Origin of the sequence: Janthinobacterium sp. EB271-G4-7A, from assembly GCF_020858075.1 — a bacterium.
In the GTDB taxonomy this organism is placed as follows: domain Bacteria; phylum Pseudomonadota; class Gammaproteobacteria; order Burkholderiales; family Burkholderiaceae_D; genus Janthinobacterium; species Janthinobacterium lividum.
Genome location: NZ_JACYMI010000005.1, coordinates 205,369 through 232,045 on the forward strand (window position 1 = coordinate 205,369; position 26,677 = coordinate 232,045).

Consider the following 26,677-nt stretch of genomic DNA (forward strand, 5'->3'; position numbering starts at 1 on the left):
CAGGAAATTATTCAGAAGCGAAGTATGGCAGCAAAGCGGGCAAGCGTAAATCTACCAGGCCCAGCCGCAGTGGCTGGGCCGGCATGACCGCGATCAATAGGTATAGAAGATACGCTGAATTTCTTGCGTGCTATTCGTTTTGGTCAGGGCCAGCATCAGCAGGATACGGGCTTTTTGCGGGTTCAGGGTGTCGGATACGACACTGTCGAGTTCATCGTCGTTGGCTTCGCCATTGCGCGCCACGATGCCCTGGCCGACGCGGCTCGAACGCACGATCAGCACGCCCTTCTGGCGCGCTTCCACCAGGGCCGGCTTCATTTGCGCGGCCACGCTGCCATCGCCCACGCCCGCGTGGATGATGCCCTTGGCGCCAGCAGCAATGAAGGCATCGATGCCGACACGGTTCATGTTCGCGTAGCCGTAGACGATATCCACTTGCGGCAGAGCATCGAGCTTGCTGATGTCAAATTCCGATTCCAAGGTGTGCTTGCGGGTCGACTGGCGGTAAAAGAAGGCCTTGCTGCCCTGGATGTAGCCCAGCATGCCCAGTTCCGGCGACTTGAAGGTGTCGGTGGTCGAGGTGTTGGTTTTGGTCACTTCGCGCGCGGCGTTGATCTGGTCGTTCAAGGCCACCAAGACGCCCTTGCCCACGGCTTCCTTGCTGCCCGCCAGCATCACGGCGTTGTACAGATTGATGGGGCCGTCAGCCGAGATGGCCGTCGACGGACGCATGGCGCCCACGACCACCACCGGTTTGTGGCTTTTCACGGTCAGGTTCAGGAAGTACGCCGTTTCCTCGATCGTGTCCGTGCCGTGCGTGACGACCACGCCATCGACATCGTTCGAGGCCAGCAGCACGTTGATGCGCTTGGCCAGGGTCAGCCAGTGGCTGTTGCCCATGCTTTCGCTGGCGATCTGGAACACTTGCTCGCCTTTCACATTCGCCACTTTCTTCAATTCCGGCACGGCCGCGATCAGGCGCTCGACGCCCACGGTGGCCGAGGTGTAGCCAACGGTGGTGGTGCTGTCGGCGCCGCTGCCGGCGATGGTGCCGCCCGTGGCCAGGATCACCACGTTCGGCAATTTGACGGCCGCCTGCTGCGCGCGCGCCGGGGAGGCGGCGATAAAGCCCATCAGCAAAGTAGCCAGCATCAGCTGTGCACAAGAATGGAATTTGCGTGAAAACATGGTGCTCCCGTGAAGTGTACTGTCAAAAATAACAAAGTCGTGTGCAAATTATATGCCATCCATGCCGGGGCAAATCCCGAATTCATGCGTATCGCACAAACGTGCGCGCCCTTGTTTGCGCTACAGTGGCGCCATGTCCACACTGCTCCCCTTCCGCTCTTGCCTCGTCCTGGCGCTGGTCTTGATGACGCTGGCAGCCTGCGCCACGCAGGTGGAACTGCGCATGGCGGCGCAGCAGGAGCAGTTCGGACGCGAGGCGGCCAGCCAGGGCGACTGGGCGCAGGCCATGCGCAGCTATGAGGCGGCCGTCGACAATGTCGAACTGGGCCATGGCGATCCCGCTTGGCAGGCGCGGCTGCACCACCAGGCGGGACGCGCCGCCAGCGGGGCCTGCCGCTACGATGCGGCCGAATTTCATTTCCGCCAGGCCATCGCGCTGGCGAAACGCAGCAAACAATCGAGCGCCCTCAGCTACAAGGCGCTGATCGACCAGTATGAACGCCAAGGCAAGGCGACGGAAGCCTTGGCCGTGCGCAATGAGCTGGGCGGGCCTCAAGCGTCGGCGCTGGGTGCCTTTGCCGACCGGGAATCGCTGCCGGTGGGCAAGCCTTGCAGCACACCACCCTAGTCACGCTGCATGGGAGCCCGTCGATGAGCATCGCCCGTACGCTGCTGACAACACCCCTGCTCCTGGCAGCAATGGCGCCCGCATGCGCCGCAGAGCCGGCATTACCCTTATGGGAAGCGGGCGTCTTCGGCGGCACGGCCGTCACGCCCGCCTATCCGGGCGCCAGCGAGCGCTCGACGCGCACGCTGGCCCTGCCCTATCTGATTTATCGCGGGAAAGTGCTGCGCGCCGACCGTTCCGGCGTGGGCGCGCGCCTGCTCAATACAGAGCGCCTCGATTTCGATATCGGTTTTGCCCTGTCGCTGCCGGCCAGATCCAGCGACGTGCCGGCCCGGCGCGGCATGCCGGACCTGGGCACCCTGGTGGAATTTGGCCCGCGCCTGAAAATCAAGCTGGCCGAGCCGACGCAACACAGCCGTCTGGGCCTGGAACTGCCCTTGCGCGCCGTCATCGAAGCGCGCGGCGGCCTGCGCCGCCAGGGCGCCACGTTCGAACCGCGCCTCGTGTACGCGCTGCAAGGCGATCAGCAGGCATGGCATGTCGATGCCAGCCTGGGCGCCGTGCTGGGCAATGCCTCCATCAACGATTACTTGTATGGCGTCAGCCCCGCGTTTGCCACCGCTCAGCGCCCGGCGTATGCGGCAAAAGGCGGGCTGATGCTCACGCGCCTGGGCCTCGGTGGTTCGTACCGGCTGCACCAGGACTGGCGCGCCTTTGCCTTTGTACGCTACGACACTTACACAGGCGCCGCCAACCGCGCCAGCCCCCTGTTGCGCCAGAACAGCGGCACCTCGGCCGGCATCGGCCTGATGTGGACGTGGCAACGTTCAAGCAGCCTGGCACGGGGCCCGGACGAATAGGCTTAAAACTCCGTCGTGGCAGACAGCATGACGGTGCGCGGCGCGCCCAGGCCCAGGCTGGTCCATTGCGGCAGCGCCCAGTACGCCCTGTTGCCGACGTTCGTCACGCTGGCGCGCACGGTCAGGGGCCGGCCAGCCGCCTGCGTCGCATAGCGGGCACCCACGTCAAACACGGTACGGCCCGGCACGGACATCGAATTGTCGGCATTGATGTACTGCTTCGATGCCGCCGTCGCATTTGCCGTCAGGGTCACGCCGGGGATGGCGGGCGTATCCCATTCGACACCGAGCTTGGCTTGCAGCTTGGGCACGCCCGTGGCCTGTTTGCCCTGGTTGGCGCCGCCCACCGTCTTGCTCAAGACGGGATCGACATACGCCACGCCGCCCATCAGGCGCACGTCGCGCAAGGGCGAACCGAAGAAGCCCCAGTCGATGCCGCGGTTGCGTTGTTCGCCGCCAAAGGAAAAGATATTGCTGACCGGGTCGACATAGCTGCTGGGCCGCTTGATTTCATACACGCTGACCGTATGCGCGAACTCGCCCAGGTCGACCTTGAGGCCAAGCTCCGCCTGCTTCGACTTGTACGGCGCAAAGACCTCGCCCGAGTTGGCCGCCGTCAACGGCGCCGTGGCACCCTGGCTCAAGCCTTCGATGTAGTTGCCGTACAGGGAAATCGTCTTGCTGGCCTTGACCAGCAGGGCGACGGCCGGCGTGGTGGCGCCTTCGTCATAGCGCGAGGTGCGCGCGCCCGTCTTGATGTTGAAGTTATCGCTGAGCACTTCCTGGCGGCGCAAGCCCACCGTCAGCTGCACGGTGTCTTGCGCAAAAGAAAGCGTATCGACCAGGCCGACACTGGCCAGGCGCAGTTCTGCCTTGGAAATTTGCGGCGCCTCGAAGCGCGTCGCCGGACCCCAGACGGGGTTGTAGATATTCGTGATCCAGTCTTTCGCCAGGGTATTCCTGCGGCCGTACTGCTTGTCCGTATGGTGATAATAAGTGGCGTTAACGGCCCATTGATGGCCGATATCGCCCGTGCGCAACTTGCCCCGCAAGCCCGCTTCCGCCGATTGCTTTTCCACGTCGAAACCCAGGTCGGCAAGATTGGTGCGGTAGTCGCCAGCCGTGTTGAACACCTGGATCAGGTACGCTCCCGTCGACTGGTAGTCGGCCCGGCTGGCGCCCACGGCGGCATACGCCATCACTTGCGCATTCAAGTCCAGCTCGCCGCGCAGCATGGCGCCCTTGTCCCTGGTATCGTAGAACGCCCAGCTGGGATTTAATAAGGTTTCCGCTTTCGGCGGACGCGGCACGGGCAAGCCGGCGGCCAGATTGACGCCCCGGTTCAAGCCATCGGCGCGGTCCTCGCTGTGATACAGGTCGGCGGACAGGCGCGCACCGTTGCCACGCCAGTCCAGGCCCACGGAGACGAGCTCGGTCTTCTTTTTCTGATGGTCGATGGCGCCGTCGCCATCGCGGTAGACGCCGTTGACTCTGATGCCGAACTGTTGATGCTCGCCGAACCGCTGGCCCAGGTCCACATGGCCGCCCCATTGCGCGTCCGACATATACGACGCCGTCACCCGCGCCAGCGGCGCATCGCCCGCGCGCTTGGGCACGAGGTTGATGCTGCCGCCCACCGAGCCGCCCGGCGGCATGCCATTAAGCAAGGCTGACGGTCCCTTCAGCACCTCGATGCGCTCGAACATTTCAGGCGACGTGCGGTAGTAGGGCGAGATGCCGTACAGGCCGCCAAACGCGACGTCGCCGATATTCGAGCTGAAGCCCCGTATCGAATAATTCTCGCCGATGATGCCCGTCATGCCGCTGCTGAAGACGGTAGGGTCGGTGGCGGAAATCACATCGGTGATGTCGCGCGCCTGCCGGTCTTCGATGAATTTATCCGTATAGCTGATGGTGTTGAACGGGGTTTCCATGAAGTCCTTGTCTCCCAGGAATCCCACGCGGCCGCCGGACGCCACTTGGCCGCCTGCGTAGGCATCCGTCACCGCATTGCCCTTGCCCCATACCGTCACGGCCGGCATGGTGGCGGCAGCCTCGGCGGCGGCGCTATGCGCCGCTTCGCGGCGCACCGTGTAGCTGCCATTACCCTCGCGCACGGCTTGCAAGCCGTGGCCGCGCAGCAACTCGTAAAAGCCTTCAGGCACGCTGTAGCTGCCGGACAGGCCGGTGCTGCTCTTGCCTTGCAGCAGGCTAGCCTCGACCGTCAATTCAACGCCCGCCTCGGCGGCAAAGGTATTGAGGGCCAGGCCCAGTGTACCGGCCGGCACGCTGAACGCTTGCCGGGCCTGGCCCGCCCCCGCTTGCGCGTAGGCTGACGGGGCCGCCACGCCCAACACCCCTGCGGTCAAGCCCGTGATAAGCGCCAGTTGCAGGGCGGTGGCGATGCGGCTCAGGTTCAAGGCGGGAAGGTGGCGCGTTGCCATGCGTTGGGTCATACAGTAAATCCTTTCAGATGGGATGATTGCTTGCTCTCACCCTATCTCCCGAACGAAAAGGCAAAACCCTCAATGCAAATACGAATCATTACGAAAATTATCGACTATTGATAGCCCTTCAGCACATCGTCGATCACCCGCTTCAGCGACGTCACGCTCGCCGCCGTGATGTACCAGGCGTCGGCATCGACAAAGACCACGCGGCCATTCTTCCAGGCATTGGTCTGGCGCAGCAGTGGATTGGCCATCTGCTCGGCCGTCATGACGGGACGGTGTTCCATCACGGCCGTGCGGTCCACCACATAGATGATGTCGGGATTGGCTTGCTGGATGAATTCGCTGGAAATCGGCTGGCCATGCAAGCCCGCCTCGACGGCTGTGCTGGCAGGTTTCACGCCCAGCGCATCGAAGACAAAACCGTAGCGCGACTGCACGCCGAACGCGCTGAAGGCGCCATTGTTGTGCAGCACGATGAGCGCTTTTTCGGGACGGTCCTGAATCACCTTGCGCGCGTCCGCCACCTTGGCGTCCAGCTCCTGCGCTTTCCGGCTGGCGATATCTTCCTTGCCGAAGATGCTCCCCAGGGTCAGCAAGTGTTGCTTGACCACGTCGATGTGCTTGCTCTCGCTGTTCTGGTAATCCACGTCGAAATGCAAGGTGGGCGCGGTCTGGCTCAGTTCCTTGTAGTGGTTGGCCTGGATCGACGTCATCAGTATCAGATCGGGCTGGAGCGCGTGGATGTGCTCGAGATTGGGCTGCACGATGGCGCCCAGGTCGCGGATGGCCTGGTCATCCTTGTAGCGGGTGAGGAAATGCGGCACGTAATCCTTCACCATGCCGGCCACGGGCACGCCCAGCTGGTCGAGAAAATCAACTTCGTTCATGTCGAGCACGGCCACCCTCTGCGGACGATGTGTGACCACCGTCGTGCCCAGCTTGTGCACGATGGTGATGGGGGTAAATGCCTGCTCTGACGCGGAAGCGGCCGGCGCTGGCGGCGCCGTGGCCGCCTTGTCGCGGCAGCCTTGCAGGGCGGCCATGGCGGCGAGCAGCACGGCCAGCGCGCAGCGGGATTTGTTCCAGATCATCTCAAGCTCCTGTGGGGGTAAAGTAATTGCAGACGCAGCCGCGCTCGTTGCGCACGATGTGAAAATCGATGTCGTACAGCGCCCGCAAGCGCTGTTCCGTCACGACCTCGTGGGCGGGGCCGGAAAAGCGCACGGCGCCGCCCTGCATGGCGACGATGTGGTCGGAATAATTGGCGGCGAAATTGATGTCGTGGATCACCAGAATCACGGTGCGGCCCTGCTCGTCGCACAGGCGCCGCAGCGCGCGCATGATCTGCACGGCGTGCTTCATGTCGAGGTTGTTGAGCGGCTCGTCAAGCAGCAAAATGTCCGTCTGCTGGGCAATCGTCATGGCCAGGAAAGCCATCTGCCGCTGGCCGCCGCTCAGCTCATCGACGTAGGCGGCGCGCAAGTTTTCCAGCGACAAGAAGGCGATGGCGTCATCGATGGCTTGCCGGTCTTGCGGCGTCAAGCTACCTCGGCTGTAAGGAAAACGGCCGAAGGCGACCAGTTCTTCCACCGTCAGGCGCAGATGAAAATCGGGCGACTGGCGCAGGGTGGCCACCAGTCGCGCATAGTCCTGGATCTTGATGTGCGCGATGCTGCGCCCGTCTATCGTAATCTCGCCGCCATTCGCTTCCTGCAGGCGCGCGATGAGCATCAGCAAGGTCGTCTTGCCGGCGCCGTTCGGGCCGATCAAGGACGTCACTTTACCCTTGGGAAACTGCGCGCTGACGTTGTCCAGCACGCGCCTGGCGCCGTAGCTTTTTTCGATATGGTTGACGTGGATCATGCGGTGCCCCGGGTTCGGACCATGAGCGCGAGGAAATACGCGCCGCACACCAGGTTGACGAGGATGCCAACCGTGGTCCGGTAGTTGAAAACGTGCTCGACCAGCAGCTGGGCGGCCAGGAAGATGGCGATGGCGATGGCGCAGCCCAAGGGCAAGGTGACCCTGTGGCGTGCCGTGCGGGCCAAGGCATAAGTCGTGTTCGCTACAAAGATGCCCATGAAGGCCGTGGGCCCCAGCAAGCTTGTCGACACGGCCACCAGCACGGCGATCAGCGCCAGTTGCAACTGCACCATGCGCCGGTAATCGATACCGAGCGAGATGGCCTGCTCGCGCCCCAGCGCCAGCACGTCGAGCGCCGGCAGGGCTTTCACCACGGCCACGCAGGCAGCGCCCACCAGCAAGGCCGAGTACAGCAATTGTGCGGGCTGCGCCTTGTTGAACGATGCCTGGCTGAAACCTTGCAAAATAGAAAATTCACCGGGACTGATGCGCAGCTGGATGAACTGGGTAAATGTGCCGATCACCATCGTCAGCACGAATCCCAGCAGCAACAGAAAATACACGTTGTTCTTGCCATCACGAAACAACCAATAGTGGATGGCCCAGGAATACGCCAGCATCAGCGCGATGGACAGCACGAAGTTGCCGTTCTGCCCCAGCAGCACCACGCTGTGCATGCCCATCGCGAGGATCAGCAGCGATTGCAACAGCAGGTACACGGCTTCATAGCCCATGACGGCCGGCGTCAGGATGCGGTTGCCGGCGATGGTCTGGAACACGATCGACGACACGGCCACGCAAACGCCGCCGATGACGATGGCGGCCAGGCGCGATAGTCGCTTCGGGATGATGTAATCGAAATCCAGATTTGCGCCGATGAAGAGGAAAGCCAGCCCCAATGCAAACACGGCCAGCCACAGCATCCGTTGCGTCAATACGTCCCTCATCGCCGCCCCCGGATGATCAGCACGAGGAACAGCACCCCACCCACGCCGCCCGCCGTCAGGCCGATCGGCACTTCGAATGGATAGATCAGCAGGCGCCCGGCGATGTCGCAGGCCAGCAGCAGCGCCGCGCCGCCCAGCGCCACGATGGGCAGGGTGCGCGCCAGGTTGTCGCCGTAACGCAAGGCCACCAGGTTGGGAATGGCCAGCCCGACAAACGGGATCGCCCCCACCGTGATCACCGTGGCCGCCACCGTGACGGCCACCAGTATCAAGCCCAGCGCCACCGTGCCCGCATAGTTCAAGCCCAGGCTGGTGGCCATGCCCTCGCCCATGCCCAGCACGGTAAAACGCTGCGCGTACACATACGTGAGGGCAACGATGGGCAGGATCAGATAAATGATTTCATAGTTGCCCTGCACGATGCGGGAAAAATCGCCGAGCAGCCAGCCCTGCATGCTTTGCAGGATGTTGTGGCGGTAGGCATAGAATTCGGCCAAGGCGCTGAGCACGCCGCCATACACGAGGCCGATCACGGGGACGAGTATCGTGTTCTTGAAGCGGATGCGGCGGATCAGCGCCACATAAATCAGGCTGGCGGCAAAACAGAAGGCCAGCGCAAACGCCATCTTGCCGGCCGTGCCCGCCGCGGGCGCCACGGTCAGCGCCACGAGGATGCCCAGCTTGGCCGCGTCGAGGCCGCCCGAGGTGGCCGGTTCGACGAATTTGTTGCGCACGATGTGCTGCAGGATGACGCCGCAGACAGCCAGGCCCACACCCGTCAGCACCAGCGCGGCCAGGCGTGGCAGGCGGCTGGCCGTCAGGGTCAGCCACGCATCGGCGGACAGCGCGTCGGACGAGGACAACAGCTGCGCCCACTCGATCTGCCGTGCACCGACCAGCAAGGACGCGCAGCACAGGAGGAAGAATAGGCACAGCAGACTCGCGCGTGTCAAATCGTCATCCCGTTCATTGCTGCGGCGCGGCGGAGGCGATGCGCCAGCCCTTGGCCGCCTGGCGCTGCGCCAGGAAATGCGCATACAGACCGTCCTGCGCGCGCAAGGCGCTTGGCGTGCCATGCTCGCAAATCGTGCCACCGTCCAGCACGACGATCTGGTCGGCCATGGCCACCGTCGACAGCTGGTGCGCGATGACGATCACCGTGCGCCGGCCGCGCAGCCGCGCCAGCGCTTCGGCGATGGCGGCCTGGTTTTCCGCGTCGAGCGCGGCTGTCGCCTCGTCGACCAGCAGAATCGGCGCATCCTTGACCAGCGCGCGCGCAATCGCGATACGCTGGCGTTCGCCGCCGGACAGGCGCGCGCCGCCCTCGCCCACCAGGGTAGCGAGCCCCTGCGGCAAGCGGGCGATGATTTCGGTCACACCCGCCTGCCGCGCCGCTTCCAGCACCTCGGCATCGGTGGCATCCGGCTTGCCGATGCGGATGTTGTCGCCGATGCTGCCCTGGAACAGATAACTGTCCTGGAAGATCTGGCTGATCTGGCCGGCCAATTGCTCGCTGGATATGTCGCGCACATCGACGCCGCCCACCAGCACCGTGCCGGCACTGACGTCAAAGAAGCGCGCGATCAGGCGTACCAGGGTCGTCTTGCCGGAGCCGGAGGCGCCGATCAGCGCCGTCATGCTGCCCGGCGCGATGTGCAGGTTGATGTCCGTCAATACATCTGGCTGGTCCTGTGCATAGCGGAAAGCCACGCCGCGCAACTCAACGGAATCATCGCGCGGCGCTTGCGGCTTGTGTGCTTCCGGCAAGGGCTGCACGGCGAAAATATCGCGCGCAGCGTCCAGCGGACCGCGCGCGCCGCGCAGCACTTCGCCATAGCTGGCCACTTCCTGCAGCGGGTCGACAAAGCGCACCACCAGCAGCAATGCCACGATGACGGCGATGGCGTCTGCCGCGCCGGCAGCACCGCCCGCCAGGCTGTTAAGCCACAGCGCGGCGGCGGCCAGCAAGGCGGCGAAGATGGCTTGCACGGTCCAGGCGTTAAGCACGGACGACAGCGCCGACAGGTAAATGAGCCGCGTGCCCGCGTGGCGCTGCGCGTCGATGGCTTGCTGCAGGAAACGCGTGCCGCCGTCAGCCGCACCACCGCCGTTACCATGGAAGGCGCGCAACACCGATTGCGCTTGCGCAAACTCCACCAGGCGCTGGCTGGTCTGGGCAAAATGATGGTGGTAGGCATCGTCGGCGCGCTGGCCCAGGTATGCCGTGAGCCGCAAGGCGCCCGCCAGCAAGGGCAGCGCCAGCAACGCGATGACACCCAGTTGCCAGTGCAGCGCAAACAGCGCGGCAAGCATCACCACGGGCGTGACGGCGCCGCAGATGACAGGCGTGAGCACGTGGGCGGGCAGCTGGGCCACATTCATCATGCCTTGCGTGATGACGTGGCCCAGCTTCGCTGTATTCTCCGGCGTAAACCAGCCGACGGGCAGGCGCGCCACGTGGTCGCCCAGGCGCTGGCGCGCCCCTTGCAAGACCGTCACGCCCACGCGCACGCCCGCTTTTTCCACCTGGCGCCGCCAGGCCCAGCAAGCGACCAGCCCGGCCAGCAGCACGATTAGCCACAGGGCCGCGCCGCCCGTATCGCCGGCCAGCAAGCGGCCCAGGGCCAGCACCAGCGCCGTGATCGTCAGCCCGCTGAGCACGCCGTACGCAAGCGCCATGGCACAGTAGCGGCGGAACACGGGCGCATCGTCGCCCAGCAATTGAATAAATGTTTTCAGCATGGGAGCAGCGTTTCTTTCGAGGTGTCTTGATAGCCGCCCAGCGCCCACAGTTGCGCATAGCGGCCCTGGTGGGCAAGCAAGCTGGCATGGTTGCCCTGCTCGACGATGACACCGTTCTCGACAACGACGATATTGTCGGCATGCATGACCGTGTCGAGCCGGTGCGCGATCACCAGCAAGGTGCGGCCTTGGGCAAAGCGCGACAGCGCGTCCTGGATCGCCACTTCGTTTTCCGCATCGGCCGCGGCCGTCGCCTCGTCGAGCACCAGCACGGGCGGGTCGAGCAGCACGGCGCGCGCGATGCTCACGCGTTGCAACTCGCCGCCGGACAGTTGCGCATCCTCGCCGATGACGGAATCGTAGCCGCGTGGCAAGGCCAGGAGGCGCTCGTGGATGTTCGCCAGGCGCGCCGCCGCTTCAATTTCCTGCAAGCTGGCCGACGGCCGGCCCAGCCCGATGTTCTCGCGCACGCTGGCGTGGATCAGCCGCACTTCCTGCAGCACGAAACCGATGCGCCGGTACAGCTCTGGCGTGGCGATGTGCCGCAGGTCGACGCCACCGAGGGTGATGCGTCCTTCAGCGGGATCGAAAAAGCGCAGCAGCAACCGTGCCAGGGTCGACTTGCCGGAACCGGAGGCGCCGACGATGGCCGTCACCGTGCCAGGACGCAAAGTGAGCGTGATATCCGACAGCACCTTGTTGTGCCCATCGTAGGCATAAGCGACGCCTTCCAGGCGAATCTCCGTGCCGTCAGGCAACTGCTGCTCATCCGGTGCCGGCTGCGCCAGTACGGGCGTGTCGAGCAAGGCTTGCACGCGCTGGGCGGCACCCGTGGCATTGTTGAGGTCATGCGTCAGGTAATGCAGCAATAGCATGGGCGCGGAAATGCCGGGCGCCACCAGGGCGAACGGCAGGATATCCACGGGCGCCATCGCCTCCAAGGCCACGAAGGCCGTGCCGGCAAGCACCACCACGCCCAGCACGGCGACGGGCGCGATCAGGGCATTGGCATTCGCCATCGAGCCGACCAGCGGACGCGTAAACGCGGCGAACGCCGCGGCAAACGCATCGACGGCGCCACGGTAGCTGCCATGCACGCGTCCCGTGGCGCCAAAGGCCTTGACCACGGGAATGCCGTTGACGAACTCCACCACGGCATTGTTGATGCGCCCCATGCCAGCGACGAATTGTTCCATGTTGCCGCCACTGGCTTTCATGGCACGGCCAAAGAACAGGAAGAAGCCGGGAAATGGCAGGATGGCAATGAGGGCCAGACGCCAGTCCATGGCGAACAGGTAAATAATGGAGATGGCGATGGCGCCCACGGCGCGTCCCGTCGTCGTGTAGAAGTGCGCCGTGAGGCTGTGCAGGGTATTGATATCGTCCTGCATCGCCTGCTTGACCTCGCCCGAAGCGCGGCTGGTGAACCAGCCCAGCGGCACTTGCCCCAGGCGCTGCATGGCTTGCAGGCGCAGTTGATGGGTGAGGCGGTTGTCGGCCAGGTGCGCGGCCAGCTCGCCCAGCGAGGTCAGGGCCATGCCGGCAAACAGGCAAGCGACGCTGGCGATGATGATCTGCCATACATCGCCCCGCGCCAGCGCGGGGTTCAGGGCGATGTGCGCGATCTGCGCGATGCCTGCCAGCGGTACCAGGGTGAGCATGGAACCAGCGCCGGCCAGCACGGCGGCGACGATCAGGCGTCCGCGGATGGGCTGGAGTATCCGGCTGATCGGGCCGGCCTGGCGGCTTGGGCTACTCATGGGAAAGGCGGGGGAAAACGTGCATAAGGTCAATGATTAAGGGTGGCTCTCACCCTATATCCCGAACGAGAATGCGAAACCCTCAATCGGGCCCGCGAAATTGTCAGGCAGAGGCTTAGGGTATGGCTTGCACCGTCACCCAGTAGCGCGTGCGCGCAACGATTTGCACGGGCAAGGCCAGCGCCAGGTTGTGCAGCGCGCGGTCCGTGTCGCGCAGGGAAAATACGCCATTGACGCTCAAGCTGGCCACGGCAGGGTCGCAGCGCAGCAGGCCGGGGCGATAGCGGGCCAGTTCCGCAAGCAGCTCGTCCAGGCGCATGTTGTCGGCCACCAGCACGCCCTTGCTCCAGGCCATGGCGCTGGCGGACGCGGGTGCGCCAGACTGCACGATATCGGCCGAGAAGATGGCGCTGTAACCCGTGTCGATACGTACGGCCTGGCCAGGCGCATGCGCGAGGCGTATTTCGATGGCGCCCTCGAAGACGGCCACGCGCGACGTGTGTTCGTCTTGCCGCAATGTAAAACGCGTGCCCAGCGCCCGCACCGTGCCATGGCGTCCCTGCACGCGGAAAGGCCGCTGCGCCGGATCGGGATCGTGCGCCGTCGTGACGAGGATTTCGCCGCTGCGCAGGATCAGCAAGCGCTCGCTGGCGTCGAAGCGCACGTCGATGGCCGAAGCGGAAGCGAGCATCACGCGCGTGCCGTCAGGCAGGGTAATCTCGCGGATCTCGCCTGTGCCGGTGCCGTGGCTGGCCGTGGCCACTTGCCAGGCATCCGTGCCGCGCAGCAAGTACGCCATGCCACCCACGGGCAACAGCACGGCCAGCAGCTTCAGGGCACGGCGGCGGTTCAGGTAGGCGGCCGGCGCCGGTTCGCGCAGCGCGTGCCGGGCCGCATCGCGCGGCACGCTGTGCAGCTTGCCTTCGAACGCTTGCAAACGCTGCCAGGCGAGGTCGTGGTGCGGATGCGCGGCACGCCAGCGGGCACAGGCAGCCCGGTCTTCCTCGCTGGCGTCATCGGACCACAGGCGCGCCATCCACTGGGCTGCCTGCTGCACGATGGCCGGTGCAATCACCACCTCCATGGCTCAGGCGTCCGGCGCATGCATGGCCTGGTAGCAGGCCAGCAAGCCGGCGGCGATGTATTTTTCGACGGAGGACACCGAGACGTCCAGTTCGGCGGCGATGTCGCGGTAGCTCAGGCCATCGAGTTTGCACAGCAGCAATGCCTTGCGCGCCTTGGCGGGCAGCCGGTGCAGCACGGCATCGATTTCCGTCAGTGCCTCGATCACCAGGGCGCGCTCTTCCTCGGACGGCGCCAGCGCTTCGGGCACCAGGGCCAGCACTTCCAGGTAAGCCGTTTCGATCTGGCGGCGGCGGTACAGGTCGATGACCATGCCGTTGGCGATCTGCGTCAGGTGACGGCGCGACTCCCCGGCCGGCGGCACCCTGCCCGTCTTCATCAGGTGCAGGTACACATCGTGCGCCAGGTCGGCCGCATCGAAGGTATTGCCGAGTTTACGGCGCAGCAAGCCACGCAGCCAGTGGTGGTGGTCGGTGTAAAGACTACTGACTTGCTGCTGAAGCGCTAACTCGGCGGTGCTCACGATACCCTTCCTGTCGCCAACGGCCGGCAAGAACAGGCGCATCGGATTATAAATGAGAATTATTCTCATTGTACGCGGAATAACAAGGAAAGCGCAACACGGCGGCGGGCAGCAAACGCTGTCAGCCCTGCTGCCTGGCCGGCTTGAGCAGCCTGAAGGCGGCCCATAGCGAAGGCCGGTAGACGTGCAGTGCGGCCGCCAGCAGCACGCCCCACGCCAGCGGAGCAAGCAGCCCCAGGCGCTGGGCAAAAAGTGCATGTCCCATCGCCAGCAGCGACAGCACGATGGCGTTCAGATACAGCGAACGGCGCGGCAGCGGACGCCAGACGCGCATGCCCAGTTCCGTCTTGACGACAAAATACACGAGGAAACCCAGCAGCTGCGCCACGGCGGCGCCCGTGGCGCCACAGCGCGGCACCAGCACGGTGCCCGCCAGCAAGGTGCTCAGCAAGCCTGCCGCGAAAGCGGCGATGGACAAGGAAGGACGGCGGGCCAGGCTGATGCCGACACCGGTCACTTCCGCCAGGGCGTACAGCAGCGGCTGGCCCACGGTGGCCACTGCCAGGTAGGCGACGCCATGATAATTGGGAGGCAATATCCATCCGATCAGCCAGGCCAGGGCGCCCGCCAGGCAAAAGCCCACGACCACGATGGCCTGCGCATGGCGGCAAATGGCGGCAATATTCGACAGGTCGCCACCGGCGGCGGCCCATTTGTGCACTTGCGGCACCCAGACAATCGTAAAAACCGACTGCACCAGCCAGGCGCCGGCGGCCACGCGCATGGCCAGCGCATAAATACCGAGTTCATCAAAGCCGGCAAAGAAACGCAGCAAGCCCATGCCGGCCGACAGCATGGCCAGGTAGAAAATGCCGCTCACCAGCAGGGGCCCCGCCTCGGAAAGCAAACGCCGCAGCAGCACGCGGTCCATGGCGGCAGCCCAGGCTTGCGCCAGCGATACGCGCGCATGCCACAGCAGCCATAGCGTGACCAGCCAGGTGGCGGCCACGACCAGGGTTGCCAAGTGCACGAAATTGCGCTGCGGATCCCACCACAGGACAGGCAGCAGCAGCAGCAGCGTCATTTTTGGCAGCACCTGCGACAGGCTGAATATCCAGGCGCGCTCCTGCATGCGAAAAAGTTGCGCGATCAGGCGATTGGCCAGGGCGCTCAGCATGCCTGCAGCGAACAGGATGGCCAGGGCGGGTTGCGCAACGTCAAATAACAGTTGCGATACCGGCGCGGCAAACAGCAGTATCACGGCCAGCGCCACGGGAGCCAGCAGCACGGCCGGCAACAGGCACGCCTTCAGCAAGCCGCTACGCACGGTGCTGTAATGGTATTCATGCAGAAAGGCCTTATCCAGCCCCAGCGACAGCAGCAAACCGGCCACCGTGCACGCGGTCATGAAGAAATCCAGCTTGCCGATGTCGGCAGGCGGAAACAGCCAGGCCACGGCAGGCACGGTGGCAAGGCTGCACAGCAGCGACAAGATGGGGCCGGCTGAAAAACCCGCGAGACGGGTCAGGCGCATCATTCAGCCGGGCAGGGCATTTCAGCCATGCCTGTCGTTGGAGAAACGATACGGCACCGTGTCCGAATCGGCCGGCACGCGCCAGTGGTCCGGCGCATCATAGCGATACGCATGGTCCACCGCATTGACGAGGATGGCTGGCGTGCTGCAGTAATTCTGCACGCCATGCCAGACACGCGGCGGCACGACAAGCAGGCCGGGACGCTTGGTGCCCAGCTTGAATTCGTTGAGCATGCCAAAGGTGGGCGAATCCGTGCGCGCGTCGTACAGCACCACGCGCATCTGGCCCGCCGCCACGAACAGGCGGTCCGTCGTGATGGCATGCGCATGCCAGGCACTCAGCCCGCCCGGCTCCAGGGTCGAGGCGAATATCTGGCCTATCTGCGCCGCATCGGGCACCCAGTCCGTACGGAAAATTTCAGTCAGGCTACCGTACGCCGTCAAGACAGGCTTGATTTCCTGAAAAATCACGCCATCGATCAAGGAAGGCGTCGTCGGCTTCCATTCCTTGGTGATGCTTTCGCCATCCTGCTTCGCGCCAGCCAACAACCAGTTATCTTTCTCAGCCACCAGAATACCCCCAGAAATTTTATAAAAATGCTCTTATGTATTGCAACCGTATTATCTATCGCCGCGGCAGGTCCTTCAATCCCCGGCGGCGGCGCAATTCGCGTATAAACGTTCCTTTACGCCAATATTTAAGCCAATAACTGGGTTGTGGCGGCCACATGCCAACGCTATATAACATTCGCCGCGACAACGCTTTCATGGCAGTGACCGCACATTGAAGCGGTGCAATGCGACGCTCATGGCCCACCTTGCCGTACAGCGTGGTGACAGCCTGCAGAATATTCAACGGATCTTGCATCTGCTCCCACCAGAACGCATGCTCGGCGTGTTGCCGGTCCAGGTAGGAATTGCTGCGGCTGCCAGACTGGATCAGTATGGCGCCAATGCGGGGATGGGCCAGCATCGGCCGACCCGCGCGGTACACGCGGTGCAACCACGCCTGCGACGGCCAGCAGCGCACTTCCCATGACGGCTGCCATGGCCCGATCTGCAGGGCCAGCTCACGCCGCATGACCCACAGAGTGGCCGGTACGTCCATCCACGGACGGTACGGTTGCATGCCGTCCGCCACCGCCCCCACCATGTGATATCCCTCCGGCAAGACTACCAGTCCCTGGCCAAAGACCAGGTCAGCGCCGGCGCGCTCGAGGACATCGATACTGCTTTGCAAATGATCGGGCAACCACAGGTCATCGTGGTTCAGGAATGCCAGATAGGTGCCGTGCGCCAGGCTGACACCGAGATTGTTGGGTCCCGTCTGCTCGCCGTAATTGGTGTCCAGGTTCACAAAGCGGATGCGCGCGTCGCCGAACGCGGCGACCACCTCGGCAGTGTCGTCGGTGCAGCAATCGCCGACGATAATCAGTTCCCAATCCTGCACGGTGCTGGCGAGTGCCGATTGAATCGCATACCCGAGGATATTGCTCCGGTTATACGTGGCCATGACAATGGAAACGAGCGGGTGTTTCTCTGACTGCATGGCAAGCCTTTCACATCACAGACAAAAAAATGCCGCCCAAATACATTGAGCGGCATTTCGCAATGGACGAATGCAGTATGTTGCTGGCGCTCGCCAGCAAGCATCTGTCCTTAGACGTTGAACAGGAAGTTCAGCACGTCGCCATCCTTGACGACGTATTCCTTGCCTTCGGCGCGCATCTTGCCCGCTTCCTTGGCGCCCGCTTCGCCCTTGTAGGCGATGAAGTCGTCATAGGCGATGGTTTGCGCGCGGATGAAGCCGCGTTCGAAGTCGGTGTGGATCACGCCGGCCGCTTGCGGTGCCGTGTCGCCCACATGGATGGTCCAGGCGCGCACTTCCTTCACGCCAGCCGTGAAGTAGGTTTGCAGGCCCAGCAGCTTGTACGCGCCGCGGATCAGACGGTCCAGGCCTGGCTCTTCCATGCCCATGTCGGCCAGGAAAGCGCCCTTGTCGGCATCGTCCAGGTCGGCGATTTCCGCTTCCAGCGCGGCGCAGATGGCGACGATGGGCGCATTTTGCGATTGCGCGTAGGCCGTCAGCTGGTCCAGCAACGGGTTATTCGTGAAGCCCGTGTCGGACACGTTGGCCACGAACATGGCCGGCTTGGCCGTGATCAGGCACAGCGGCTTGATCAGTTCCATTTCGTCGGCGTCCAGGCCCATGGCGCGCACGGGCTTGGCATCGTTCAGGTAAGGCATCATGCGTTCCATGATGGCCAGCAGCTTGGCCGCGTCCTTGTCGCCCGAACGGGCTTTCTTGTTTTCGCGGTGAATGGCTTTTTCCACGGTGCCCATGTCGGCCAGCGCCAGTTCAGTCTGGATGACTTCGATATCGTCGAGCGGATTGATCTTGCCGGCCACGTGGATGACGTTGTCATCTTCAAAACAGCGCACGACGTTGACGATGGCGTCCGTTTCGCGGATGTGCGACAGGAACTGGTTGCCCAGGCCCTCGCCCTTCGATGCACCGGCCACCAGGCCGGCGATGTCGACGAATTCCACGATGGCGTTGACCATGCGTTCCGGCTTGACGATGGCGGCCAGCGCATCCATGCGCGGGTCCGGCACTTCGACGACGCCGACGTTCGGCTCGATGGTGCAGAACGGATAGTTTTCAGCCGGGATGCCGGCTTTCGTCAGTGCATTGAACAGGGTGGACTTGCCGACGTTCGGCAAGCCGACGATACCGCATTGGAGACTCATGGAAAACCTTTAAATAATCAATATTGCCGGCAAGCGGCTGGTGCAAAACGGCCGTTGCGGGCGTTTTCTGGATAATCTTGCTGTATTAATGCTTGTAAGGGTCAATTGTACCTCTATGCACCCTACTCTTCAAAAAAACCGCCCTCTGTGCCGCTAACTGTCGCCATCCCCGTCGTCCGGCTGCGACGCATCGAATTCCAGGATGTCGCCGGGCTGGCATTCGAGCATCTCGCAGATTTTCGACAGGGTATCGAAACGCACGCCGCGCACCTTGCCCGACTTTAAGAGGGACAAATTCTGTTCCGTGATGCCGATGAAGGCCGCCAGTTCCTTCGATTTCACTTTTTTCCTGGCCAGTACCAGGTCGAGGCGCACGACGATGCCCATCAGATAAACCCGCTGTTTTCATCGGCCAGGCGCTGGCCTTCATGCAGGATTTGCGCCAGCGCAAGAAAAACCGTGCACAGCAGCAAGGTCCACAAGTCGCCGCCCGTGATGTCGATGACCAGGCGCAACTGGCTCGTCCCCTTGTCCAGCAAGCCAAACAGCATGCCGCGCACGGTCGGCTCCAGCAACGTCAACACCGTTCCCAGCAGCAAGCCGCCGGCAAAACGGCGAAAGCGCTGCGCCACCTGCGGCGTAAAAAACACCCCCTGCTCGAACTGGCGCAAGACCACGACCAGCTGGCGTACGGCGTCGCCCAGCACCAGCAAGGCTGGCAAGGCCAGCGCCAGGCCCAGACCCCGCTGCCACAAGGGCATGGCCGCCAGGCGCTCGAATGGCTGGCTCTGCAATTGCAGCAACGATTCATACATACCCGCATCGCCCAGGCTGCCGTGCGCGGCCGGCGCGGGCGCCAGCCAGCCCAGCACCGTCAGCAGCAGGTACAGCACAAAGAACGCGGAGACGCCGTAGCGCACGCGCCGGCTCAGCGCCGCCGGTCCCTCTGGATTTTTTTTCATATTTAAAAGTATACGAAAGCGTCAAGTCTCGTTAGAATAAATTATCGTAAAACAATAATTAAATCATGTTTTGCGACCATTTTAACATGTTCGCTCACCCCTATCGACTGGAGACACCATGAAAACCCTGCTTGCCTCACTCGTTTGCAGCACCGCCTTTTTGCTCAGCGGCGCCGCCCGCGCCCATGACTTGCATGCCATGCTGCAGCAGGCGCTGGCCGACAAGAGCGTGCCGGCCATGGCCATTCTCGTCATCCGCGACGGCAAGATCGAGGCGCAAACGCAAGCGGGCGTGCGGGCCAACGACGGGCACGATAGCGTGCGCGCCGATGACGTGTGGAATATCGGCTCCGACGGCAAGGCCATGACGGCGACCCTGATCGCGCGGCTGGTGGAACGGGGCGTGCTGTCGTGGGATGCGCCGCTGTCCAGCATGCTGCCCGCACTGGCCGGCGGCATGCGCGCCGAGTACCGCGATGTCAACCTGATGGATCTGCTGTCGCACCGCGCCGGCCTGCCAGCGAATCCCGACGAAGCATGGATCAATTCCACTTACGCGGATACGCGACCATTGCCCCTGCTGCGCCTGGAATACGCGCGGCGGGCGCTGGCCGACGCGCCGGTGGCCGCGCCGCGCGGCGAATCGCACTACTCGAACAGCGGCGCCATGATCGCCGCCGCCATCGCCGAGCGGGTCACGGGCAAGACATATGAGGAACTGATGCAGGCGGAGGTGTTCGGCCCGCTGGGCATGCAGGCCGCCTTCGGCCCCACCGTGCGGGGACAAAACCTGGGCCACAAGGAAAACAAGCCGATTGCCGGCTTGATGGCCAGCAATCCGCTGATGATGGCGCCCGATGGGGAAATTCACCTGAGCATGCAAGACTGGGCCAAGTTTGCGCTCGATCAACTGCATGGCGAGCAAGGCAAGGGGAAACTGCTGAAACAGGAAACGTATGTGTTGCTGCACACGGAGCAGGGCGACACGAATGCCGCATTGGGCTGGGGCGTGATGCACTTTCCGCCCCAGGCCCCGCAGCGCGTGCTCACGCACCTGGGCTCGAACGGCTACTGGCACGCGCTGATCGCGCTGGCGCCCGGCAGCGGCGACGGCTTGTTGATCGCCGCCAACGCGGGCGAAGGCAGCAGCGCCCAGGCCAGCCAGCAGCAGATGGCGAAAACCATCATGGCCGGCTTCGGCAAGGCGGGGAAATGACTATGCCGTGTGCAACTTCATCGTGGCGGCCTCGAACTTGCCCTCGACGATCAGCGGCAACACCTGCAAGGATTTGTCGATCGCCTGCTCGATCAGCTCCTGGTCTTCGCGGCGCGGGCGGTGCAGCACGAAATCGGCCACCTGCTGCTGCAGGCTCAGGGTGCGCGGATGGCCGATGCCCAGGCGCAAGCGCCAGTAATCCTGCGTACCCAGCGCGGCCGTGATGTCCTTCAAGCCATTATGGCCGCCGGCCGAGCCGCCCTTCTTCAGGCGCGCGATGCCAGGCATCAGATCGAGTTCGTCGTGCACGACGAGCACTTCGTCGGCGGCAATCTTGAAGAAGCGCGCCAGCGCGCCCACGGACTGGCCCGAGCGGTTCATGAAGGTCAGCGGTTCGAGCAGCCAGACTTCATTGCCGCCGATGGAAGTCTTGGCCAGCATGGCGTTATAGCGCGAATCGCGCTGCAAGCGCGTGCCGGGCAAGCTGTTGGCGAGGTTGTCCACCAGCCAGAAGCCGGCATTGTGGCGGGTTTGTTCGTATTCGGGTCCCGGGTTGCCGAGGCCGACGATCAGGCGTATGGGCATGGCTGTGTCTGCAGTGTAAAAACGTATTATCGGTGAAAACAGGCAGAAAAAAACCCGTCCGGAGCGAACCGGACGGGTTTTTCCTTGCGACTACCGCATTACTGCGGCGGCAAAATTACTTCTTGTCAGCAACAACTTCAGCAGCAGCGGCTTCAGCAGCAACGTGGCCAGCCGGTACCGAAGCGGTAGCGATGGTCAGGTTGGCGCCGTGGGTGACAGCGGTCACGCCAGCTGGCAGGACCAGGTCGCCAACGTGCAGCGAGTGACCGACGTCGATGTTCGACAGGTCAACGTTGATGAATTCTGGCAGTTGGCCTGGCAGGCACGAAACTTCGATTTCGTTGGCTACGTGGCTGATGGTCGCGCCGTGCAGTTTGACTGCTGGGGAAACGTCAGCGTTGATGAAGTGCAGCGCCACTTTCACGTGGATAGCTTGCTTCGAGTCAACGCGCTGGAAGTCAGCGTGCAGAACCAGTTGTTTGTATGCGTGGACTTGGAAGTCGCGCAACAGAACTTGCTGGGAAACGCCGTCGATTTCCAGGTCCAGGATCGACGAGTGGAACACTTCTTTTTTCAACGCGTGGTACAGGGCGTTGTGATCCAGCGAGATCAGCACCGGGGCTTCAGCGCCACCGTAGACGATACCAGGGGTTTGGCCGGAAATGCGCAGGCGGCGGCTCGCTCCGGAACCTTGCAATTCGCGTTTAAATGCGATAACTTTCATGTGAAACTCCAAGAAGAACAAGGCTTGCGCCTTGTGTTATGAAGACTCCCGCGACCAGGAATCCTCGAAAATGGGGTGAAAAACACCCCGAAAATGAAAACACTGCGGCGCAACAGGCAAAAAGCCGGTCGCGCCGCAGGCATTACGTCTGTTGCTGCTCTTGTCGAATTAATCGATAAAGAGGGAAATAACCGAATCACCCTTGATGATGCGCTTGAACGTCTCGGCCAGCAGCGGCGCGCACGTCAATTGACGGATCTTGCCGCAGGCCAGGGCCGCTTCGGACAGGGGGATCGTATCGGTCACGACCAGCTCATCGAGTGGCGATGCCGAAATACGGTCAATCGCCGGGCCCGACAGCACCGCGTGCGTGCAATACGCCACGACTTTTTTCGCGCCGCGCTCTTTGAGCACTTCGGCAGCCTTGGTCAGGGTGCCTGCCGTGTCAACCATGTCATCCATGATCACGCAGTTGCGGCCTTCGACTTCACCGATGATGTTCATCACTTCGGACACGTTCGCTTTTGGACGACGCTTGTCGATGATGGCCAGGTCACAGCCCAGGCGTTTTGCCAGGGCGCGCGCACGTACCACACCGCCGACGTCCGGCGACACCACCAGCAGGTCCTGGTAGTTTTTCTTTTGCAGGTCGCCCAGCAAAATTGGCGAAGCGTAAATATTGTCGACTGGAATATCGAAGAAACCTTGAATCTGGTCAGCGTGCAAGTCCATGATCAGGACGCGCTCGACACCGGCTTCTTCCAGCATGTTCGCCACCACCTTGGCCGAAATCGCCACACGCGCGGAGCGTGGACGACGGTCTTGGCGGGCGTAGCCGAAGTAAGGAATTGCGGCGGTGATGCGGCCAGCGGAAGCACGTTTCAAGGCATCAACCATCAGCATGATTTCCATCAGGCTGTCGTTGGTTGGAGCACAGGTGGATTGCAAAACAAAAACATCCTTGCCGCGCACGTTTTCGTTAATCTCGACCATTACTTCGCCGTCGGAGAATTTCGAAACGTTTGCTTTACCGAGAGGGATGCCGAGGTTTTTTGCGACCCCCTCTGCCAACGCTGGATTCGCGTTGCCGGTAAAAACCATCAGGTTTTCGTAAGCCATGGGAGTCCCAAGAGGTGATATAGAAGTCTTGAAAAGCACTAACCGGGCATAGGCCCGGTCAGTCATTGTTTAGAATATGCCGCGTGGCAACATATCTGCTTTTTCCCGTACTGGACGCCAACTTCGCATCGACAGACTACGGTGAAATTGTGGCAGGGGAAGAAGGATTCGAACCTTCGCATGCTGGAATCAAAATCCAGTGCCTTAACCAGCTTGGCGATTCCCCTACGTTACTGACTGCTTGCCGTCATGTTGGCCAGTATTATACCGACTATTTGACGCTAAGCAAAATCTTTTTTTGCTCTCTACAACATGGTGAGCATCGGGTGGCGGCTCAGCGCTTTTGCCTTCCAGGCGATCCAGACCGGTGGCACATTGCTGAGCACCGCATCCGCTTCTTCCTGACTGCCAAACGCACTGAATACACAAGCACCGGAGCCAGTCATCCTGGCCTCACCGTAAGCACCCAGCCATTCTACCGCATCTGCTACCGGCTTGAAAAGACTGCATGCCACTTGCTGTAAATCATTCTTGCCAAACCCGCCCGCATCGTTTCCTTCTGCGAGGTGCCTGGAAAAGTCCGCTATTGTGACGGGTTCGGTATTTCTCGTCAAGCCTTCCGCGCAAAAAATTGCGGCGGTCGGCACTTGCACGCCCGGCTCGATCACCACGTACCAGCATTCGGGCGTGGCGACGGGCTGCAAGGCCTCGCCCACGCCTTCGGCAAAGGCGTTTTCGCCAAAGATGAAAAACGGGATATCGGCGCCCAGCGGCAAGCCCAGCGCCATCAATTCCTCGCGGCTCAAGCCCGCTTGCCACAGGCGGTTCAATGCCATCAGGGCCGTGGCCGCATCGGATGAACCGCCGCCGAGTCCGCCGCCCATGGGCAGCACCTTGTCGATGGCGATATCGACGCCGCGCGGCAAGGCGCCCGTGCGGCGCAGCACTTCCGCCTGCAGCAGCTTGGCGGCGCGGATGATCAAATCCTGTTCTTCCGGCACGCCGGCCAGTGCCGTCACGCGGCGGATCAGCGCGTCGTCGCGCAGCGCGAAGTGCAAGGTGTCGCCATGGTCGAGCAACTGGAACACCGTCTGCAGCAGATGGTAGCCATCGGCGCGGCGGCCGTTGACGTGCAAAAAGAGGTTCAGCTTGGCGGGAGCCGGGCAGTTATTCAGGGTAGTCAACGTCATTGTGCTTGAGCGGATGGGGCGGGATCGAGCACGATGCGCAGCGAGACGGCATCGGCCTGCGCACTGGCATTGCGTTCGGCATCGATACGCCGCGGTTGGGGCAAGGCGCCCGGTGTATTGTCGGCCGCATTTTGCCCTACTTCTTGCCACGACACATAGCGCAAGCGCCAGCCATCTTTCGTGGTGACGCTGTCGTTCGCCGGCGAAGCGACGAAACGTTTGCCATCGGCGCCCACGGCATAGCCTTGCAGCCAGTCGCGCAAGCCCGACACGGGCAAGGACCAGCCCAGCATCTGCGCGCTCAGGGTATCGACATCGGGCGCGCTGCGCGGCGCCTTGCCGCTCTGCGTCAATACGGCTTGCTGCGGCGTGACGGCAATCGTCGCCAGCGTACTGCCGACAGGCGAATACAGGGTCACGTCCGTGCGCTGCGCCGTCTGTTGCCAGTTGAAATTGACGGTGGCCGATTCAGGCTTGTCATCCTTCTGGTACACGACGTTCAGGCGGCCCGTCAGTTCCACCTGTTCGCGGTAAGGCGCGACGGCATTACCGGACGGCGCGGCGCCGGACGAAAAGGGGGAAGTCAGGGTCGAGCAGGCCGAGAGGGACAGGCACAGGACGGTCAGAGGGATGAAGTTTTTTGGCATGGGGAATTTTTTGAGTTCACCCCAAGTGCAAAACCCGGGGTCAGACCCTCAGGGTCTGACCCCAGAATTTGCCCTTGGGTTAACAATCACAAACTGACATTCAAGCGCGCCAGCGTACTTTTCAGCGCATCGTTTTTCGGGTCCTTGCCCTGCGCCTCGCGCCACAGCTTTTGCGCTTCGGCCTTGTCGCCCTTCTGCCACAGCACTTCGCCCAGGTGGACGGCGATTTCCGGATCGCTGCGCACGGCATAGGCGCGGCGCAGCGCATTTTCCGCGGCGGCCAGGTTGCCCATGCGGAACTGCACCCAGCCCATGCTGTCCATGATGAACGGGTCGCCCGGCGCCATCTGCAAGGCTTTTTCGATCAGCGCATGGGCTTCCTCAAGGCGGATGCCCCGTTCGGCCAGCGAGTAGCCGAGGGCGTTATACGCATGCTGATTGTCGGGCGCCAGCGCCATCACGCGGCGCAGGCTCGCTTCCATCAGCTCGAGTTTATCCAGGCGCTCGGCCAGCAGGGCGTAGTCGTACAGCAGTTCCGGATTGTCGGGGAAGCGCAGCAAGGCGTTTTCCAGCACCGTATAGGCGCTTTGCACATAGCCGGCATCGCGCAGGAATTGCGCGTCGACCAGCAGCACCTGCGCCTGGCTTGCCGGATCGTCCGTTTCGATTTCCGTCAGCGCCTTGCGCGCCGCATCGAGATTGCCGCCGCGGGCGATCAGCTGGGCGCGGCGCAAGCGCGCCTCGACATAGCCGGCGGAAGCGCTGTTGTCGACCTTGTCCAGCCAGGCGATGGCGCCGGCCGTGTCGCCGCGCGTCTCGGCGATCTGCGACAGTATCATCAAGGCCTTGAACGGATCGCGCGCGTCGCCAGGATTTTTATCCAGCACGGCCAGGAAGCGCTTGAAGTACTGCTCCGCGCCCTTGGTGTCTTCCAGCTGCAGCGCCACGATGCCCAGCGCATACAGGCCCCCCACGTTATCGGGCTGGCTTTTCAGCAGCAGCAGGAACTGGTCGCGCGCCGGCTCCAGCTGTTTTTGCTCGACCAGCAGGCGCGCATACGCGCCGCGCACTTCGACGGCATCGGGATTCTTTTGCAGGAAAGTGGCCAGCACCTTGCCTGCAGCCTCGGGCTCGCCCGTCACCTGCGCCAGGGTCAGCGCGGCCAGCTCGGAGTTCGGCTTGATGGCCAGCGCCTTGTTCGCTTCGCCGATGGCGCGCTCGCGCTCGCCGAGCGACAGGGCGCCCTGCGCCAGCACCAGGTGCGCTTCGAACATGTCCAGGTAGGGCTGCACCAGGCGCGTCACCATCGCGTAGGCATACAGCTTGTCATTCGCCCGCGACAGGATCTGCTGCATCTGGAACAGGGCCACGCCGCGCGCGCCCTGCGGCGCATTGGCCAGGCGCTGGGCAAAAATCGGTTCCGCTTCTTCGATCTTGTCCGTCAATACGACGAAGCCGAGGAAGAACTGGGTCGCCTCATCGGATTCGGGCGCCAGGTCGCGCCACAGGCGGATGGCCGCCAGCGCCTCGCTGCCCTGCTTGGCGGCCAGCGCCATTTCGGAAGCGCGGCGCGCCAGGCGCGGGTCGCGCGTCTGTTGCGCCGCCACCATCATCGTCACGTACGGCCCTTGCCACTGGCCGCTCTTGAATTCCATTTCAGCCTTGGTCAGCTTGTACAGCAAATCGCTGCTCAACTCGACCTTGGGCAGCTTCTCGCCCTTGGCGTCGTCGCCGGACTCGGTACCGGGCGCTTGCGACGCAGCGGCCGCAGCGGGACTGGCCGCCCCATCGACAGGGGCAACAGGCGTCTGTGCCATGGCATGCGTGGCCATCAGGGCGGACAAGGTTACAATGGCGAAAGCGTTTTTCAAAGGCTGATCCTGGCTGAACGGCAAAGTTTGA

The 26,677-nt window shown here is 63.0% G+C and carries 25 protein-coding genes and 1 tRNA gene; 3 read left to right on the plus strand and 23 right to left on the minus strand.

Annotated elements, in window-relative coordinates; all coding sequences use genetic code 11:
* Positions 1-93 precede the first annotated feature (93 nt).
* Positions 94-1,188 (minus strand): type II asparaginase, encoded by a 1,095-nt coding sequence (locus IGS58_RS25805; RefSeq protein WP_070259582.1) that lies wholly within the window; start codon positions 1,186-1,188, stop codon positions 94-96.
* A 133-nt stretch (positions 1,189-1,321) separates the two neighbouring features.
* Here IGS58_RS25805 and IGS58_RS25810 point away from each other — a divergent pair, with 133 nt between their 5' ends.
* Together IGS58_RS25810 and IGS58_RS25815 are read left to right on the plus strand one after the other, a co-directional pair.
* The gene (locus tag IGS58_RS25810; RefSeq protein ID WP_230523048.1) at positions 1,322-1,816 is read left to right on the plus strand and encodes a hypothetical protein; all 495 of its coding nucleotides are present in this window, start codon (positions 1,322-1,324) and stop codon (positions 1,814-1,816) included.
* Positions 1,817-1,839: 23 nt separating this feature from the next.
* Positions 1,840-2,676, plus strand: a complete 837-nt coding sequence (locus IGS58_RS25815; RefSeq protein ID WP_230523049.1) for a MipA/OmpV family protein — start codon at positions 1,840-1,842, stop codon at positions 2,674-2,676.
* Between the two features lie 2 nt (positions 2,677-2,678).
* Here the strand turns inward: IGS58_RS25815 and IGS58_RS25820 are convergent, their stop codons facing one another.
* The 15 genes from IGS58_RS25820 to IGS58_RS25890 form a co-directional block, all read right to left on the minus strand.
* Positions 2,679-5,132, minus strand: a complete 2,454-nt coding sequence (locus IGS58_RS25820; protein ID WP_230523050.1) for a TonB-dependent receptor — start codon at positions 5,130-5,132, stop codon at positions 2,679-2,681.
* A 104-nt stretch (positions 5,133-5,236) separates the two neighbouring features.
* On the minus strand, positions 5,237-6,220 hold the full coding sequence (locus IGS58_RS25825) for a siderophore ABC transporter substrate-binding protein (protein WP_230523051.1): 984 nt from the start codon (positions 6,218-6,220) through the stop codon (positions 5,237-5,239).
* A 1-nt stretch (position 6,221) separates the two neighbouring features.
* Complete coding sequence (locus IGS58_RS25830; protein ID WP_230523052.1) at positions 6,222-6,992, minus strand: iron ABC transporter ATP-binding protein; 771 nt, start codon at positions 6,990-6,992, stop codon at positions 6,222-6,224.
* The gene (locus IGS58_RS25835) at positions 6,989-7,939 is read right to left on the minus strand and encodes an iron chelate uptake ABC transporter family permease subunit (protein ID WP_230523053.1); all 951 of its coding nucleotides are present in this window, start codon (positions 7,937-7,939) and stop codon (positions 6,989-6,991) included. Before IGS58_RS25835 ends, IGS58_RS25830 begins: the two co-directional genes overlap by 4 nt.
* Positions 7,936-8,892: an ABC transporter permease gene (locus tag IGS58_RS25840; protein ID WP_230523054.1), complete on the minus strand. Its 957-nt coding sequence runs from the start codon at positions 8,890-8,892 to the stop codon at positions 7,936-7,938. The genes IGS58_RS25835 and IGS58_RS25840 overlap by 4 nt, the downstream gene beginning before the upstream one ends.
* A gap of 13 nt (positions 8,893-8,905) precedes the next feature.
* A complete protein-coding gene (locus IGS58_RS25845) occupies positions 8,906-10,681 on the minus strand; it encodes an ABC transporter ATP-binding protein (protein ID WP_230523055.1) in 1,776 nt (591 codons plus the stop codon).
* On the minus strand, positions 10,675-12,441 hold the full coding sequence (locus IGS58_RS25850) for an ABC transporter ATP-binding protein (RefSeq protein WP_230523056.1): 1,767 nt from the start codon (positions 12,439-12,441) through the stop codon (positions 10,675-10,677). The genes IGS58_RS25845 and IGS58_RS25850 overlap by 7 nt, the downstream gene beginning before the upstream one ends.
* Before the next feature lie 115 nt (positions 12,442-12,556).
* Positions 12,557-13,525, minus strand: coding sequence for a FecR domain-containing protein (locus IGS58_RS25855; RefSeq protein WP_230523057.1), 969 nt, complete (start codon positions 13,523-13,525; stop codon positions 12,557-12,559).
* 3 nt (positions 13,526-13,528) lie between these two features.
* Positions 13,529-14,047, minus strand: a complete 519-nt coding sequence (locus tag IGS58_RS25860; RefSeq protein WP_230523058.1) for a sigma-70 family RNA polymerase sigma factor — start codon at positions 14,045-14,047, stop codon at positions 13,529-13,531.
* Between the two features lie 121 nt (positions 14,048-14,168).
* Complete coding sequence (locus IGS58_RS25865; RefSeq protein ID WP_230523059.1) at positions 14,169-15,584, minus strand: lipopolysaccharide biosynthesis protein; 1,416 nt, start codon at positions 15,582-15,584, stop codon at positions 14,169-14,171.
* Positions 15,585-15,602: 18 nt separating this feature from the next.
* Positions 15,603-16,151 carry a cupin domain-containing protein gene (locus IGS58_RS25870; protein WP_230523060.1) on the minus strand — a complete coding sequence of 183 codons (549 nt, stop codon included), beginning with the start codon at positions 16,149-16,151 and terminating at the stop codon, positions 15,603-15,605.
* Positions 16,152-16,206: 55 nt separating this feature from the next.
* A complete protein-coding gene (locus tag IGS58_RS25875) occupies positions 16,207-17,130 on the minus strand; it encodes a glycosyltransferase family 2 protein (RefSeq protein WP_230523061.1) in 924 nt (307 codons plus the stop codon).
* Between the two features lie 110 nt (positions 17,131-17,240).
* Positions 17,241-18,332: a redox-regulated ATPase YchF gene (gene ychF, locus IGS58_RS25880; protein WP_034778348.1), complete on the minus strand. Its 1,092-nt coding sequence runs from the start codon at positions 18,330-18,332 to the stop codon at positions 17,241-17,243.
* Between the two features lie 153 nt (positions 18,333-18,485).
* Positions 18,486-18,719 (minus strand): helix-turn-helix domain-containing protein, encoded by a 234-nt coding sequence (locus tag IGS58_RS25885; protein WP_034778346.1) that lies wholly within the window; start codon positions 18,717-18,719, stop codon positions 18,486-18,488.
* The gene (locus tag IGS58_RS25890; protein WP_230523062.1) at positions 18,719-19,294 is read right to left on the minus strand and encodes a hypothetical protein; all 576 of its coding nucleotides are present in this window, start codon (positions 19,292-19,294) and stop codon (positions 18,719-18,721) included. The genes IGS58_RS25885 and IGS58_RS25890 overlap by 1 nt, the downstream gene beginning before the upstream one ends.
* 118 nt (positions 19,295-19,412) lie before the next feature.
* On the opposite strand from IGS58_RS25890, the gene IGS58_RS25895 reads away from it, so the two are divergent.
* On the plus strand, positions 19,413-20,510 hold the full coding sequence (locus IGS58_RS25895) for a serine hydrolase domain-containing protein (protein WP_230523063.1): 1,098 nt from the start codon (positions 19,413-19,415) through the stop codon (positions 20,508-20,510).
* Here the strand turns inward: IGS58_RS25895 and pth are convergent, their stop codons facing one another.
* From pth to IGS58_RS25930, 7 genes are all read right to left on the minus strand, one after another.
* A complete protein-coding gene (gene pth, locus IGS58_RS25900) occupies positions 20,511-21,095 on the minus strand; it encodes an aminoacyl-tRNA hydrolase (RefSeq protein WP_230523064.1) in 585 nt (194 codons plus the stop codon). It abuts the gene before it with no gap.
* Between the two features lie 115 nt (positions 21,096-21,210).
* Positions 21,211-21,819, minus strand: coding sequence for a 50S ribosomal protein L25/general stress protein Ctc (locus tag IGS58_RS25905; RefSeq protein ID WP_070259557.1), 609 nt, complete (start codon positions 21,817-21,819; stop codon positions 21,211-21,213).
* 168 nt (positions 21,820-21,987) lie between these two features.
* The gene (locus IGS58_RS25910) at positions 21,988-22,938 is read right to left on the minus strand and encodes a ribose-phosphate pyrophosphokinase (RefSeq protein WP_034753270.1); all 951 of its coding nucleotides are present in this window, start codon (positions 22,936-22,938) and stop codon (positions 21,988-21,990) included.
* Between the two features lie 150 nt (positions 22,939-23,088).
* Positions 23,089-23,165, minus strand: a tRNA-Gln gene (locus tag IGS58_RS25915).
* 78 nt (positions 23,166-23,243) lie between these two features.
* Entirely contained in the window at positions 23,244-24,128 is an 885-nt protein-coding gene (gene ispE, locus IGS58_RS25920) for a 4-(cytidine 5'-diphospho)-2-C-methyl-D-erythritol kinase (RefSeq protein ID WP_034778338.1), read from the minus strand.
* Positions 24,125-24,775, minus strand: a complete 651-nt coding sequence (locus tag IGS58_RS25925; RefSeq protein WP_034778337.1) for an outer membrane lipoprotein LolB — start codon at positions 24,773-24,775, stop codon at positions 24,125-24,127. Before IGS58_RS25925 ends, ispE begins: the two co-directional genes overlap by 4 nt.
* A gap of 86 nt (positions 24,776-24,861) precedes the next feature.
* Positions 24,862-26,646 (minus strand): tetratricopeptide repeat protein, encoded by a 1,785-nt coding sequence (locus IGS58_RS25930; RefSeq protein ID WP_230523065.1) that lies wholly within the window; start codon positions 26,644-26,646, stop codon positions 24,862-24,864.
* Positions 26,647-26,677 lie beyond the last annotated feature (31 nt).

Excerpts from the sequence above, each read along its gene's own strand:
- IGS58_RS25805 (WP_070259582.1), bottom strand. The coding sequence starts at position 1,188 with ATGTTTTCACGCAAATTCCATTCTTGTGCACAGCTGATGCTGGCTACT.
- IGS58_RS25810 (WP_230523048.1), top strand. The coding sequence starts at position 1,322 with ATGTCCACACTGCTCCCCTTCCGCTCTTGCCTCGTCCTGGCGCTGGTC.
- IGS58_RS25815 (WP_230523049.1), top strand. The coding sequence starts at position 1,840 with ATGAGCATCGCCCGTACGCTGCTGACAACACCCCTGCTCCTGGCAGCA.
- IGS58_RS25820 (WP_230523050.1), bottom strand. The coding sequence starts at position 5,132 with ATGACCCAACGCATGGCAACGCGCCACCTTCCCGCCTTGAACCTGAGC.
- IGS58_RS25825 (WP_230523051.1), bottom strand. The coding sequence starts at position 6,220 with ATGATCTGGAACAAATCCCGCTGCGCGCTGGCCGTGCTGCTCGCCGCC.
- IGS58_RS25830 (WP_230523052.1), bottom strand. The coding sequence starts at position 6,992 with ATGATCCACGTCAACCATATCGAAAAAAGCTACGGCGCCAGGCGCGTG.
- IGS58_RS25835 (WP_230523053.1), bottom strand. The coding sequence starts at position 7,939 with ATGAGGGACGTATTGACGCAACGGATGCTGTGGCTGGCCGTGTTTGCA.
- IGS58_RS25845 (WP_230523055.1), bottom strand. The coding sequence starts at position 10,681 with ATGCTGAAAACATTTATTCAATTGCTGGGCGACGATGCGCCCGTGTTC.
- IGS58_RS25850 (WP_230523056.1), bottom strand. The coding sequence starts at position 12,441 with ATGAGTAGCCCAAGCCGCCAGGCCGGCCCGATCAGCCGGATACTCCAG.
- IGS58_RS25855 (WP_230523057.1), bottom strand. The coding sequence starts at position 13,525 with ATGGAGGTGGTGATTGCACCGGCCATCGTGCAGCAGGCAGCCCAGTGG.
- IGS58_RS25865 (WP_230523059.1), bottom strand. The coding sequence starts at position 15,584 with ATGATGCGCCTGACCCGTCTCGCGGGTTTTTCAGCCGGCCCCATCTTG.
- IGS58_RS25875 (WP_230523061.1), bottom strand. The coding sequence starts at position 17,130 with ATGCAGTCAGAGAAACACCCGCTCGTTTCCATTGTCATGGCCACGTAT.
- ychF (WP_034778348.1), bottom strand. The coding sequence starts at position 18,332 with ATGAGTCTCCAATGCGGTATCGTCGGCTTGCCGAACGTCGGCAAGTCC.
- IGS58_RS25885 (WP_034778346.1), bottom strand. The coding sequence starts at position 18,719 with ATGGGCATCGTCGTGCGCCTCGACCTGGTACTGGCCAGGAAAAAAGTG.
- IGS58_RS25890 (WP_230523062.1), bottom strand. The coding sequence starts at position 19,294 with ATGAAAAAAAATCCAGAGGGACCGGCGGCGCTGAGCCGGCGCGTGCGC.
- IGS58_RS25895 (WP_230523063.1), top strand. The coding sequence starts at position 19,413 with ATGAAAACCCTGCTTGCCTCACTCGTTTGCAGCACCGCCTTTTTGCTC.
- pth (WP_230523064.1), bottom strand. The coding sequence starts at position 21,095 with ATGCCCATACGCCTGATCGTCGGCCTCGGCAACCCGGGACCCGAATAC.
- IGS58_RS25905 (WP_070259557.1), bottom strand. The coding sequence starts at position 21,819 with ATGAAAGTTATCGCATTTAAACGCGAATTGCAAGGTTCCGGAGCGAGC.
- IGS58_RS25910 (WP_034753270.1), bottom strand. The coding sequence starts at position 22,938 with ATGGCTTACGAAAACCTGATGGTTTTTACCGGCAACGCGAATCCAGCG.
- ispE (WP_034778338.1), bottom strand. The coding sequence starts at position 24,128 with ATGACGTTGACTACCCTGAATAACTGCCCGGCTCCCGCCAAGCTGAAC.
- IGS58_RS25925 (WP_034778337.1), bottom strand. The coding sequence starts at position 24,775 with ATGCCAAAAAACTTCATCCCTCTGACCGTCCTGTGCCTGTCCCTCTCG.